Below are 13698 nucleotides of genomic sequence, written 5' to 3'. Positions count from 1 at the left end.
ATTTCTACCCTCCGTCCGCTGGGTGACGCATAAATTTTAGGAAATAATCAACATAGGTTACCGCCACTTGCTGATCGAGTTGCGTAGCTAACTTTTCTAAACGTTTATAACCGAGATGCGTGGTCATATTGATCACGCCATTTAAGGTTTTATCGACCACAAAATTGAACTTTAAGCATTTTTTAGGTTCACGAATTAAGTGTGTAACACCGACATCAATCACTTCCGTCAATCGTTTTAATGCATTCGCGACTTCACGACTATCCCCTTCAGCGAGTTTCTGTCCCGAGGCGATCACCTGCTGAGCAAGCTGTTGCTCTACAGGATAAGTCATGTAGATCTTGTCATCTTCGATTAAAAGCGTTTTCGATAAATATTCTACCAAAGGGACTAAACGCTCATTGCTGAAAAATGAAATCGACCAAGGCATATACTTTCGAATCGCCTCTAATATTTGCTGAATGACTTTTTCAGATTCACCTGTTTTCGAGTGCTGTTGGTTTTCGTTTAATAGCACCATGAAGACTTGTTCAACCACTTCACAAGCCATTTCAGACAGAACACTGCCCAATGCATTTGCCTGACTTTCTTTGCTTGCTTGCAATAATTGTGTCCGAATATGGGCAAATCTGGCGTATGTATCCGCATGAATATTTAAAAAAACGGCGGTCTTCATCCTCACAACCTTAATTTTTGAGTTCCATAAAAAAAAGACTTGTCAAAACAAGCCTTTTATCAAATTAAATGATCTTTTCTATCGTTTTGGCTCTTCATTACCGACTTTAGCACAACCTAATTCGGTTCTGTATGCATAAGTGCCAAAAAATGGTTCACACATGCTGTTGCCGCGCCAGTGTCGACCTGCGTTCCCATTTTCTCTAAACGCTTATAACTCAATTGTGCGGTCATATTGATGACGCCGCTTAAGGTTTTATCCACCACCCGATTAAAGTTCAGACATTTCTTCGGCTCTCGAATCAAATTGGTCACACCCAAATCGACGATCTGAATCAGTGTTTGAAAAACATCCATCATGTCCTTGATTTCATTTTGTTTTAATTGTTCTACTAAGGTATGTACCTGCTGTACCAATTGCGGGTCTATCGGATAAGAAACATAGACTTGATCATCGTGATATTTGATCATATCGGAAAAATAATTGGCAAAAGGACATAAACGATCATTGCCAAATAAAGCAATCGACCACGGCATATATTTGCGTACGGCACCCGTGATTTGCTGAATAACTTTTTCTGATTCTGCTGAATTTTGTTGGGTCAAATGGGATGGTTTACGATTTTGGATCAGTAAAACCGAGAATACTTGCTCTACGATGTCACATGCGATCTCGGAAAGCACCTCCCCCAAAACACGGGATTGGCTTTCATTACTGCCCGCATTTAATTGTTGACGGATCGACTCAAACTGCCCATGGGTAACGTCGTTAATTTTCAAAAGAATTGAATAACTCATATGAACCATCCCTTTATTTAAGTTTTTAGCATTGTTATTTTGTTGTTTTATGCATCATCATTATTTAATTATGTGATCCAATATACATAAAATTAACGTTTTATTCGTAAAAAACCAACGCATTTCGTCGGCTTGTTGCCACTTTGTGAAGTTATTTAATGAGATAAGCTTTGGCATCAGTGAAATGACAACAGATTCGACAGATTTTTGCTACAATAGACACAATTTTTTATTCTATTTTGATCTTCTGTACTATGACTGACGCTCAATCTGCTCAAAATATCGCAACCACTTACGATCCAACTGAGATCGAGAAAAAATGGTACCAAACTTGGGAACAAAAAGGTTATTTCAAACCGTCAGGTCAAGGTGAATCATTCTGTATCATGATTCCACCGCCGAACGTCACTGGTAGCTTGCATATGGGGCATGGTTTTAACAATGCCATCATGGATGCACTGACCCGTTATAACCGTATGTCGGGTAAAAACACCTTGTGGCAACCAGGTACAGACCATGCAGGTATCGCAACGCAAATGGTGGTTGAACGTCAATTGGGTGCTCAGGGTGTTAGCCGTCATGACTTAGGTCGTGAAAAATTCATCGAAAAAGTTTGGGAATGGAAAGAACAATCAGGCGGTACAATTACACGTCAAATCCGTCGTCTAGGTTCTTCGGTAGATTGGTCACGTGAACGCTTCACCATGGATGAAGGTTTGTCCAATGCAGTGAAAGAAGTGTTTGTAAAACTACATGAAGATGGTTTGATTTATCGTGGTAAACGTCTCGTTAACTGGGATCCTAAGTTACAAACTGCCCTTTCTGACCTAGAAGTAGAATCTGATAAAGAAGAAGCAGGTTCATTATGGCACTTCAAATATTTCTTTGAAGACAAATCACTGCTTACGCATGATGGTAAAGACCACATCGTGGTTGCAACAACGCGTCCTGAAACATTATTGGGTGATACTGCGGTTGCCGTGGCGCTTGATGATGAACGCTATTCGCACCTTGTGGGTCAGAACATTATCCTGCCAATCACAGGTCGTGCAGTTCCAATCGTTAAAGATGAATATGTTGATAAAGAATTCGGTACAGGCTGTGTAAAAATCACCCCTGCGCATGACTTCAATGACTATGAAGTCGGTAAGCGTTGTGAACTACCAATCATCAATATCTTCAATAAAAATGCGGAAGTGTTGGCTGAGTTTGAATACATCGCCAAAGCTGGCGAACAAATCTCTAAAACCATTGCTGCTCCTGCGGACTATATTGGTTTAGAGCGCTTTGTAGCACGTAAAAAATTGGTTGAACAAGCAGAAGCTGAAGGTTGGTTAGACCAAATTCAACCTTATACGTTGAAACCACCTCGCGGTGACCGTTCGGGCGTGATCGTTGAGCCATTATTGACAGACCAATGGTATGTAAAAATTGCGCCATTGGCTGAACCTGCAATTAAAGCGGTGAAAGATGGTGACATTAAATTTGTACCTGAACAGTACAGCAACATGTACATGGCGTGGATGAACAATATCCAAGACTGGTGTATTTCACGTCAGCTTTGGTGGGGTCATCGTATCCCAGCTTGGTACGATGCTGAAGGCAATATCTATGTTGGTCGTGACGAAGCTGAAGTACGTGCGAAAAACAACATCCCTGCTGATGTAGTATTAAACCAAGATGAAGATGTACTCGATACATGGTTCTCATCTGCGCTTTGGACGTTCTCAACTTTAGGTTGGACCGGTGATGCCAAGAAAGATGCAGAAAACTATTTCCTCAAGACTTTCCACCCAACAGATGTATTAGTGACTGGTTTTGACATCATCTTCTTCTGGGTTGCGCGTATGATTATGTTTACGATGCATTTCATGAAGAATGAAGATGGTACGCCACAAGTACCGTTTAAAACGGTTTACGTTCATGGCTTAGTCCGTGATGGCGAAGGTCAGAAAATGTCGAAGTCTAAGGGTAACGTACTAGACCCACTCGATTTGATCGACGGTGTCGACCTTGAAGACCTCGTACAAAAACGTACTACGGGTTTAATGAATCCGAAACAAGCAGCGAAGATTGAAAAATCAACGCGTAAAGAATTCCCAGAGGGTATTCAAGCTTACGGTACGGATGCAGTTCGTTTCACATTCTGTGCGCTTGCTAATACAGGTCGTGACATTAAGTTCGATATGAAGCGTGTTGAAGGATATCGTAACTTTGCCAACAAGATCTGGAATGCAACGCGTTTCGTGATGATGAACTGTGAAAACCAAGAAATTAGTTCTGAAATTCGTCAAGATCTTTGGGAACTGCCTGAACAGTGGATCGTAAGCCGTCTGCAAAAAGCAGAAGCTGCGGTACAACAAGCCTTTGCGACTTACCGTTTAGATTTGGCTGCGCAAGCAATTTACGAGTTCATTTGGAATGAATATTGTGACTGGTATGTTGAGTTAACCAAACCTGTTCTGAACGATGAGAATGTCTCTGTTGAGCGTAAAGCGGAAGTTCGTCGTGTACTCCTTGCAGTAATGGAAGCCTCTTTGCGTCTTGCACATCCGTTGATGCCGTATTTGACTGAAGAAATCTGGCAAACACTTGCACCGAAACTCGGTATTTCAGGCGAAAGTATTATGCTTGCGCAATACCCTGTTGCGAACCCTGAGCGTGTAAACGAACAGGCTGAAGCAGACATGCATTGGCTACAAGGTTTGATCGGCGCGGTACGTAATATTCGTGGTGAAATGGGCTTAGGTAATGCGCGTTTACTACCAGTTTTATTGCAAAACACTTCTGATGTTGAGCGTGAGCAAATCATTCGTATCGAAGCGTTGTTTAAAGCACTCGCAAAAGTTGAAAGCATTGAATTCTTAACCAAAGATCAAGAACCACCACTTTCTTGCTCTAGCGTTGTCAGCCATGCTTCAGTATTTGTACCGATGAAAGGCTTGATTGATCCTAAAGCAGAATTGGGTCGTTTGCAGAAAGACTTAGACAAAGTTCAAAAGCAACATGATCAAATCGCTGGAAAATTGGCAAATGAAGGTTTTGTGGCGAAAGCACCAGCGGCTGTGGTTGAAGGTGAAAAAGCGAAATTGGCTGAGTTTGCTGATCAGTTAGTGAAAATTAAGCATAATATGGATCAGATTGCAGCGCTTTAAGCTTTAAAGTTCATAATTTAATCTGTAATATAAAGGGTTGATTATTCAGCCCTTTATATTTTATCATGTTTTGTATAATAGTTATATTGTTTGTACTTACTCCTTTATTTTTTGGTCAAATACAACGAATGAAAATCATTAAAGTAAATTTTTATAAAAATAAAGATTTCATTAAATATTTAGTACTATGTATTACTTTAATAATATTAGTTTCGTTTTTGTTCGTAGATAAATTTGGAAGTCTCATTCCAAATATAATGGAATATTTTAAACCCAAAAACGTAGAAAACTTAAATGTGGCAGGTCAATATAAAGGAAAAAATTTAAATGTAGCGGATCAATATGTGGTTAACCTAGGTTATTTTGGTAGTTTTTTAGCAGGCACATTAGGATTAATTTTTGGATTCTTGAGTTTAATTCTTTTAGTTTTTACTTTTTTAAACCAATCCAGGAAAAATGAAATCTCAGACATAGAAAATAGAATTTTCAAACTTATTGAATTACTTGTAGAAATTAAAAACCAAAATAATCTTTCAAAAAAAAGCCAAGACTTTTTAGAAAAAAATAAAAACTTAAGCAATCTAGAAATCGTTAAGAACAATCTAAAAGAACAACATGTAGATTTTAGTAATTTTTTTAGAATGTTATATCAAATACTAAAATATATTAATGAACATGAGCATATTATTAATAATAGATATTTCGATAAAAATCTTGACCCACAAGTTAAAAGTTACACCAATATTATTAGATCCTATTTAGATACCAACCTACTAACATGCCTAGCTATTAATTGCTATTGTTTAGAACAAGAAAATGGCGAATACAATAATTACAAAAAACTATTGGAAAGATATCAATTATTAGAACATTTACCTAATATTTTACCCCTGCAATTTTCCAGTTACTTATATTATGATAGCAATGCTATTGGCAATAGCACTTGGTTTAAGGATTTTTCTGGCGTCCGAGATGAACTTATAGAAATCAGCCATTCAGATAAAATAAGTAATTTTTGCGAAGTTTTTCTTTTATTTCTTGCAAAAAAACATGGATACTGGAGTGATAAAAATATTCGTGTACGAGTTATAAAAAATAAAAATGATATAGATTATTTTCATTTATCTATTTGGGGAATAGATAATCCTCAAATATTGAATGAATTAAAATTCAGAATTTCAAAAGACATACCACTACAGAACTTATCTTTGACAAATTACCCTTTTAATGCGTCATCTAGTGATTTCAAACCTAATATATGTATGGAAAATAATAAATTAAAATTATCATACCTAGAACCTAATGGTAGCCATTCCATAGGTTATGAAGTCAATATCACCTTATCAATTCTATCAACGGATAAATTAGAAATAGATTTAAACAAGACTTCCAACAGTTTTTGTATTCTGCCTTTCTGAATCATGAAATTTGTGATTCATAAACCGTTTAGCACGAAGCAGTTGCCACATGAGGTTTTCTGCATCTGTCGCATTGCTTCGCATGTTTTTGGCAAATTCTAATAATTGCGGGTCTAGTTACATTTTTTATTATTACCTCTCCCTAGCCCTCTCCTAAAAGGAGAGGGAACATTCATTATCAATTTTATGCAGGTATATAATCACTTGCAGCTCCCTCTCCCTATGGGATGAGAAGCACTGCTTCGCAAGGGGGTGAGGGAAAATCAAAGCCCCTCATGCCCCAACAACATCTCTACCCCACTCAACTTTTTCATATGTTTTAAACGCTCTTTTTCCCATTTCAATTGCTGCTTTAACTCAGCACAGTCCGCATCAATCGCTTTATACACATCACTTATATGCACATGTTCCACTTTTACTTTCTTTACCAACTGAAACGAGTCTAAAATCTCGCTAATTTGACTTTCAAGCTGCTGACTCTGTGCATCCAAAGCCAGTTTATAAAACTTCAATTGTTCAGCAGATAATTCTTTCGCCCCTAACCCCTTATTCTGTTCAAGCTGTAACTGGAGCTTCAGCAAATAAAACAAATCCTGCTGTTCATAAGCCTGACTTGCCTGTTGGAATAACTCAGTTTTTCCTTCTTTCTTAGACTCATCTTGTTCTCGGTCAGGATGAATCATCGCAGCAATTTTTAAATACACGGTTTTTAACGACTGCACTGCCATTTGCTCAGCTTGTTCACGTTTCTGTTGTTGTCTAAGTTGTTTGGCTTGTTCACGTGCGTGTTGTTGTTCCGCAGCATACTGTTCAAATTCATCTTCTAATTCTAGATTTTGATCAGGACGTTCACTGTACTCAAACTTGGCTGACTGCATCTTCTTAGACTTTTTAATCGATTGTTGTGCATGTTGCTGATAAAAGCTATCGATTTGCTGCACCAGCTTTAACTGTTCATCAGTCAACATCTGAGAGCGTTTCAACATGTGCGCAAGTTGGGCAATTTTCTCATCCAGTTGTTGCACATCAACTTTGGAAAACTCATGGCTGTGTAACAGATTCCAAAGTTGATCCAACTGCTGAAATAACACCTCATGTAGTTCATGATACACAGGCATCAGTTTTTGCCGCGTGTGCTGTTGAATTTCGGCTTGGGCATTCTGCCATGTGGCAAGACTGATTTTTTGCTGTTCTATTTTATCAATCAGGCGATTCAGCTTTTTCTGCTGTGCAGACGGCTCAGCTCCTTGCTGTAAGCTGACTTTGAGATCAAAGGACATGCTCATCCACCTGAAAAGGAAAAAGTGTAGCAACAATCAAACGAGGAAGGTAGTAAACCTTCCTTTGTGTATGAAACAGCATATTATTTTTAAAAGAACCCAAAGTGGCTAACTAAAGTATTCATCGCTTAAGATATCCACCAAATCACCAATGGCAAGGTCACGGCAGCACATAAGGTCTGAAAGCTAATTACGGCGGCCATCAGTTGGCTATCTCCGCCCAACACCTTTGTTAATATATAAGCAGCCGAAGCCGTTGGCAGAGCAAAGAACACCACTAAAATTTGAGTTTGCAAACTTGGCAAACCCAACCATGTACATACGAGAAAAGCCAATGCAGGTACAGCCAAGAGTCGGGCAAAAGTATCAGCTAATAACACCACAATATCTTTTTTGATCTGCATAAACTGCAAAGCTGCGCCAACACATAACAAACCTAACGGCAAACTCGATGCTGAAAAAAGCTTGATCAAACTAGAAAGTCCATCCCAAATCGGAATGTTTGATACATTGACCAACCCACCCACAATACAAGAAACAATCAACGGATTTTTCAGCAATGCAATCAAAACAGGCTTGATCGCCATCTGCTCTTTGGTGGTTAAAGCCAGCACTGAAATTACATTGACCAATGGAATACAAAGCGCCAGTAAAATCACCAAAATCGCCATCCCTTCTTTTTGAAAGAGAGAGGCGACCAATGCTAAACCAATATAAGTATTGAAACGGACCATACTCTGGACATGCACACCAAAACGCGCGGGCTGAATATCCCAAAACATTCGTAATACATACATGACAGCCGTGACCGTCAGCACCACGATCAACATCGCAACAACAGCGCTACTCAAGCTGTGCAAATCAATTTTTGTGGTCGCTAAAGTATTGAATAATAAAGCTGGAAATAAAATATAGTAATTTAACTTCTCTGCTCCAGCCCAAAACTCTTTACTCAGGAAATGGTATTTTTTAAAAATATATCCTGATGCAATGAATGCAACCAAAGGAAACAGGGCCAGAACAATATTATTCATTACTTTACTCAGCTTTTATTTCTACTGTTCATTGGTGTTTTTGCAATGAACTCAACACGCCATTTATTAAAGATGATTTGCTCACATATTAAAACCTGTTTTTCCTGCTCATACACCCAACATGATTTTTTGAAGCCTAGAACATCGTACTTCTAATTCTGATTCAAGCGTTGCAATGTTGCACGGCTCATTAAAAATAGCGCGAGTAACCTAATACCTACTCATAGATGCACCACTTTTCACCAATATTGAAATTATTAATCTATATTGGTGCGTTTTTTGCATAGCTCAGTGCATCAAAATGAGCTTCCTTAAGATGGCTCAAGTTCTTTAGATTCGATAAATCCATTTTGGTGCAAAAAATGATCATTTATTTTGCATCAAAATTAGATTTAGCACTTATATCGAGCATGTTATGCAAAATGTAGACATCTTTTTTCTATTACTTGGTGCCGTATTGGTGCTTGCAATGCACGCAGGATTTGCATTCCTCGAGTTAGGCACAGTACGCCACAAAAACCAAGTCAATGCACTCAGTAAAATCCTGACCGACTTCTGTATCTCAGCCATCGCCTACTTCTTCGTTGGTTATTGGATTGCCTATGGTCAAAACTTCCTTGTAACAGGTGAGCTGTTATCAGCCAATCATGGCTATGACCTGATGCGTTGCTTCTTCTTACTCACCTTTGCAGCCGCCATTCCAGCGATTGTTTCTGGTGGAATTGCAGAACGTGCCAAGATGCGTTCGCAAGCATTAGCGACTTTACTGCTGGTCGCCCTGATCTATCCATTCTTTGAAGGCATGATCTGGAATGGTAACTATGGTGTGCAAACGTGGTTAGAAAACCAATTTGGTGCACCCTTCCATGACTTTGCTGGCTCGGTGGTAGTACATGCCATGGGCGGTTGGATTGCGCTAGCGGCAGTGCTGTTATTAGGTGCTCGAAATGGTCGCTATAAAAAAGATGGTCGTGTCAGTGCTCATCCACCTTCATCGATTCCATTCCTAGCTTTAGGTTCATGGATTTTGATCGTCGGTTGGTTCGGCTTTAATGTAATGAGTGCGCAACGTGTCGAAGCTATCTCTGGATTAGTGGCCATCAACTCACTCATGGCGATGGCTGGTGGTACGTTGGCAGCCAACTTTATGGGTAGAAATGACCCTGGTTTCTTACATAATGGTCCATTGGCAGGGTTGGTGGCAATCTGTGCAGGCTCTGATATTGTGCATCCAATTGGGGCATTGATGATTGGTGCATGTGCAGGTGCAATCTTTGTTTACTTCTTCACTTACACGCAAAACAAACTCAAAGTCGATGATGTACTCGGGGTATGGCCTTTGCATGGTGTCTGTGGTGCTTTTGGTGCCGTTGCAGCAGGAATATTTGGTCAACAAGCACTTGGTGGTTTAGGCGGTGTTTCTTTTATTTCTCAATTGATCGGCACGGGTTTAGGGATTAGCGTTGCGTTGATTGGTGGTTTTATCGTCTATGGTTTATTAAAACTAACGATTGGCATCCGTTTATCAGCAGAAGATGAATATCGTGGTGCTGACCTTTCGATTCATAAAGTTTCAGCAAATTCTGACGAATCAATGTTCTAATTTTTCAATACTTTAAAGCGGCTTAATGCCGCTTTTTTTGTGCCCTTAAAAAAACCTTTTGATTCAACTTATTTTCCTCTCCGCTGTCTCAATGAAAGCAACATATCTATTCTAGATTCTCATCATCATTCGATACGCACTGCAATTTAATCTTATCTTTTGTACTGTCGAAAAAATATAAATCATGGCACACATTATGCTTTCTATTTCCTGCAATTTTTACTGTAATTCACAGATTTAAAAATTGCTTAATTCATCAATAGTTACTGGTAACAAAACCGTAAAGAATATCGCTTGAGCAACCGTATTGAAGTCTATTAATATGAAAACGAATGTATTTTTATACATATAAAAAGATATTAATTTTCATAAAAACTGACCGCTCAATAGCAACAATGACGAATGCGTCCATAACGATACAAAAGGAGTTTTGTACATGACACATAAACGCACCATGACCTCTCTGCTTTGCGCAAGCGCTTTAATGTTCGGCTTAAGTGCTTGTAGTGACAACAAAGCACCCGCTGCTGGTGATAAAGCCACTGAAGGTGACACTTCCACATCAGGTACCTTAAACAAAATCAAAAGCTCTGGCACCATCGTGCTGGGCTATCGCGATTCGTCCATTCCATTTTCCTACATTGCAGCAAGCCCGAACCAACCTGTCGGTTATGCGCATGATCTACAGCTTAAAGTTGTAGAGGCCGTTAAGCAAAAACTCAACATGCCTGACCTGAAAATCCGCTATAACCTCGTCACCAGCCAGAACCGTATTCCGTTGGTGTCGAATGGCACGGTGGATTTGGAATGTGGCTCTACTACCAACAACAAAGAGCGACAGCAACAAGTCGATTTCTCTATCGGTTTCTTTGAGGTCGGCTCGAGACTGTTAACGGCGAAGGATTCAGGAATTAAGGATTTTGCTGATTTAAAAGGTAAAAAACTGGTCACCACCGCAGGCACCACATCTGAGCGCTATATCCGGCAGCATCAACAAGAATTAGGAATTGGTGAAATCATTTCAGCCAAAGACCATGCTGAGTCATTCCTGATGTTACAAAATGGCCGTGCTGTCGCGTTCATGATGGATGACATTCTACTTGCTGGTGAGAAATCCAAAGCCAAAGATCCAAGTAAATGGGATATTGTCGGTACCGCACCTATCCAAGAAATTTATGGCTGTATGCTGCGCAAAGGCGATACAGGCTTTAAACAGGTGGTCGATGACGCAATCAAAGCGACTTATGCTTCAGGCGAAATCAATCAAATGTATGAAAAATGGTTCCAGCAACCGATTCCACCTAAAAACATTAACCTAAATTTTGAGATGTCTGATCAACTGAAAGCGTTAATCAGCAATCCGCATGATCGAGATCAGTAGACTTCTTGCATAAATCCCTTTTATTTCTCCCGATGGGAGAAATAAAAGAAGAGTAAAACTTATGAAAGAGATCGAGTCATTTATCTTCGATAACTAAAATATTATTGCGGAACCGGGGAACAATGGATGTTCTCCCGCTTCTTCTCAGGAGTTATTATGAATTATAGCTGGAACTGGGGAGTTTTGTGGCAGTCTACAGGTGTGGGAGATACCACTTACCTGAACTGGATTATAACGGGTCTGGGATGGCTGGTGGTTATTGCTGTGGTGGCATGGACCATTGCCATGCTTCTTGGCAGCATTCTTGGCATTATGCGTACGCTCCCGAATAAAACAGCCAGAGCCATAGGTACGGCCTATGTCACTCTGTTTAGGAATGTTCCTTTACTCGTTCAATTATTTATTTGGTTTTATGTGGTTCCCAACTTTCTGCCTGCGCCAATTAAAAACTGGTGGATGAGTGATCTTGGTGCCAATACCACAGCATTGATTTCTGCCAGTATCGGACTAGGCTTGTTTACCGCGGCACGTGTCTGCGAACAAGTTCGGACGGGCATTGAAGCCTTACCCCAAGGTCAGATCAATGCTGGTTATGCCATGGGTTTTTCGACGGTGCAATTGTATCGCTATGTGATTCTGCCACAGTCTTTCCGTACCATTTTACCCCCGCTTAGTTCAGAACTAACCAACTGCGTAAAAAACACTTCTGTGGCTTCGCTAGTTGGGGTTGCTGAAATTATTTCGCAGATGAAAACCATCAGTGAATATACCCAAAACACCATCGAAATTTATACCTTTGTCACCCTGATTTTCATTGTCATCAATGTCTGTCTGATTTCTGCAATGAGCCTACTGGAAAAACGTCTGCGTATTCCTGGTTTAATTTCAGGAGGGAAGTAGTATGGAATGGCTTACTTCTTTTCTAAATGATTTGCAGCAATCTGGACCTGCGCTCTGGCACGGTTTCAGCATCACCTTAAAAGTGGTGGTCATTGCCACCATTGGCGGTATTATCATTGGTACGCTGCTCGCACTGATGCGTCTATCTTCGATTAAAATCCTAAATCTGATTGCTCAGGCCTATGTGAACCTATTCCGTTCCATCCCCCTGCTGTTGGTGCTGATGTGGTTTTATTTTGCCGTTCCGTTTATTTATACCGCGATCACAGGCAAGTATCTGACCATTGATACCGCCCTCATTTCCAGTATTGTGGCGTTTATGCTGTTTGAAGCCGCCTATTTTTCTGAAATTGTGCGTGCGGGTATTCAGTCGATTCCCAAAGGTCAGGCCGCAGCAGCGGCAGCATTGGGCATGAGTTATGGTCAATCTATGCGGCTGATTATTCTTCCTCAAGCTTTTCGGAAAATGACCCCGTTGCTGCTTCAACAGACCATTATTCTATTTCAGGATTCCACCATGGTATATGCCATTGGTTTGCTGGACTTTTTCAGAACAAACTATGTCCGTGGAGACTTAATGGCTTTGCTGACCCAATATATTTTATTTGCAGGGTTGGTGTACTTTACCGTCAGTGCCATTGCGACATTCGCAGTTAAACGTTTACAAAGGAGGTTACGTGTATGAGCGACAATAAAGTAATGATAGACCTCCAAAATGTCAGTAAGTGGTATGAAAAATTTCAGGTACTGACCGATTGCTCTACTCAAATCCGTCAAGGTGAAGTGGTTGTGGTGTGTGGTCCGTCTGGTTCTGGAAAATCAACACTGATTAAAACCGTGAATGGTCTTGAGCCTTTTCAGCAAGGTAAAATTATTGTGGATGGCATCCCCATTCATGATCCTAAAACGGATATGACCAAATTACGCAGTCGTGTAGGCATGGTATTTCAGCACTTTGAACTGTTTCCACACTTGAGTATTACTGAGAACCTGACCATTGCGCAAATCAAGGTGCTTGGCCGCTCAGAAGCAGAGGCAAATAAGAAAGGACTGGCCTATCTAGATCGAGTTGGCTTAAGTGAACAAGCCGCCAAATATCCAGCCCAACTTTCAGGCGGTCAGCAACAACGTGTCGCGATTGCCCGCGCCCTATGCATGGACCCCATTGCCATGTTATTTGATGAGCCAACATCTGCACTTGACCCTGAAATGATCAATGAAGTGCTTGATGTGATGGTTGGACTTGCTAAAGAAGGCATGACCATGATGTGTGTCACCCATGAAATGGGCTTTGCTCGTCAGGTTGCCAATCGCATTATTTTCATGGATCAAGGGAAAATTGTGGAAGACTGTTCCAAGGATGAATTCTTTGGCACCCCACGTGGTGAACGTGCTCAACAGTTTCTTGATAAAATTTTGCATTGATATTTTTTAAAATACCAACCGCTAATAAA

The 13698-nt window shown here is 40.2% G+C and carries 11 protein-coding genes; 7 read left to right on the top strand and 4 right to left on the bottom strand.

The genetic code is table 11. The annotated features are described in order from the left end of the window. Positions 1–4: 4 nt before the first annotated feature. Entirely contained in the window at positions 5–676 is a 672-nt protein-coding gene (locus J2Y37_RS04335; protein ID WP_005195524.1) for a hypothetical protein, read from the bottom strand. Between the two features lie 116 nt (positions 677–792). After that, entirely contained in the window at positions 793–1473 is a 681-nt protein-coding gene (locus tag J2Y37_RS04330) for a hypothetical protein (RefSeq protein ID WP_349031993.1), read from the bottom strand. Positions 1474–1754: 281 nt separating this feature from the next. On the opposite strand from J2Y37_RS04330, the gene J2Y37_RS04325 reads away from it, so the two are divergent. Both J2Y37_RS04325 and J2Y37_RS04320 read left to right on the top strand, forming a co-directional pair. Then, positions 1755–4628: a valine--tRNA ligase gene (locus J2Y37_RS04325; RefSeq protein WP_349032017.1), complete on the top strand. Its 2874-nt coding sequence runs from the start codon at positions 1755–1757 to the stop codon at positions 4626–4628. A gap of 128 nt (positions 4629–4756) precedes the next feature. Further along, positions 4757–6046, top strand: a complete 1290-nt coding sequence (locus tag J2Y37_RS04320; RefSeq protein WP_349031992.1) for a putative phage abortive infection protein — start codon at positions 4757–4759, stop codon at positions 6044–6046. Positions 6047–6309: 263 nt separating this feature from the next. Here the strand turns inward: J2Y37_RS04320 and J2Y37_RS04315 are convergent, their stop codons facing one another. After that, the gene (locus tag J2Y37_RS04315) at positions 6310–7326 is read right to left on the bottom strand and encodes a molecular chaperone DnaJ (protein ID WP_349031991.1); all 1017 of its coding nucleotides are present in this window, start codon (positions 7324–7326) and stop codon (positions 6310–6312) included. Between the two features lie 128 nt (positions 7327–7454). After that, on the bottom strand, positions 7455–8360 hold the full coding sequence (locus tag J2Y37_RS04310; protein ID WP_349031990.1) for an AEC family transporter: 906 nt from the start codon (positions 8358–8360) through the stop codon (positions 7455–7457). 415 nt (positions 8361–8775) lie between these two features. On the opposite strand from J2Y37_RS04310, the gene J2Y37_RS04305 reads away from it, so the two are divergent. The 5 genes from J2Y37_RS04305 (at position 8776) to J2Y37_RS04285 (ending at position 13669) form a co-directional block, all read left to right on the top strand. After that, positions 8776–9963: an ammonium transporter gene (locus J2Y37_RS04305; RefSeq protein WP_004669285.1), complete on the top strand. Its 1188-nt coding sequence runs from the start codon at positions 8776–8778 to the stop codon at positions 9961–9963. 436 nt (positions 9964–10399) lie between these two features. Then, positions 10400–11344, top strand: coding sequence for a transporter substrate-binding domain-containing protein (locus J2Y37_RS04300; protein WP_349031989.1), 945 nt, complete (start codon positions 10400–10402; stop codon positions 11342–11344). Positions 11345–11500: 156 nt separating this feature from the next. Further along, complete coding sequence (locus tag J2Y37_RS04295) at positions 11501–12244, top strand: amino acid ABC transporter permease (protein ID WP_004669289.1); 744 nt, start codon at positions 11501–11503, stop codon at positions 12242–12244. 1 nt (position 12245) lies between these two features. Further along, positions 12246–12929 carry an ABC transporter permease subunit gene (locus J2Y37_RS04290; protein WP_349031988.1) on the top strand — a complete coding sequence of 228 codons (684 nt, stop codon included), beginning with the start codon at positions 12246–12248 and terminating at the stop codon, positions 12927–12929. Positions 12930–12943: 14 nt separating this feature from the next. Beyond that, entirely contained in the window at positions 12944–13669 is a 726-nt protein-coding gene (locus J2Y37_RS04285; protein WP_171063413.1) for an amino acid ABC transporter ATP-binding protein, read from the top strand. The last annotated feature ends 29 nt before the right edge of the window (positions 13670–13698 follow it).

Source organism: Acinetobacter sp. 3657, from assembly GCF_031456775.1.
GTDB lineage: Bacteria > Pseudomonadota > Gammaproteobacteria > Pseudomonadales > Moraxellaceae > Acinetobacter.
Note: the sequence above shows the minus strand (reverse complement) of the source record. Positions and strands in the feature narration are given on the sequence as shown.

Coding starts and splice junctions, on each gene's coding strand:
- J2Y37_RS04320 (WP_349031992.1), top strand. CDS start 4,757: ATGAAAATCATTAAAGTAAATTTTTATAAAAATAAAGATTTCATTAAA.
- J2Y37_RS04315 (WP_349031991.1), bottom strand. CDS start 7,326: ATGTCCTTTGATCTCAAAGTCAGCTTACAGCAAGGAGCTGAGCCGTCT.
- J2Y37_RS04330 (WP_349031993.1), bottom strand. CDS start 1,473: ATGAGTTATTCAATTCTTTTGAAAATTAACGACGTTACCCATGGGCAG.
- J2Y37_RS04285 (WP_171063413.1), top strand. CDS start 12,944: ATGATAGACCTCCAAAATGTCAGTAAGTGGTATGAAAAATTTCAGGTA.
- J2Y37_RS04295 (WP_004669289.1), top strand. CDS start 11,501: ATGAATTATAGCTGGAACTGGGGAGTTTTGTGGCAGTCTACAGGTGTG.
- J2Y37_RS04335 (WP_005195524.1), bottom strand. CDS start 676: ATGAAGACCGCCGTTTTTTTAAATATTCATGCGGATACATACGCCAGA.
- J2Y37_RS04290 (WP_349031988.1), top strand. CDS start 12,246: ATGGAATGGCTTACTTCTTTTCTAAATGATTTGCAGCAATCTGGACCT.
- J2Y37_RS04310 (WP_349031990.1), bottom strand. CDS start 8,360: ATGAATAATATTGTTCTGGCCCTGTTTCCTTTGGTTGCATTCATTGCA.
- J2Y37_RS04300 (WP_349031989.1), top strand. CDS start 10,400: ATGACACATAAACGCACCATGACCTCTCTGCTTTGCGCAAGCGCTTTA.
- J2Y37_RS04305 (WP_004669285.1), top strand. CDS start 8,776: ATGCAAAATGTAGACATCTTTTTTCTATTACTTGGTGCCGTATTGGTG.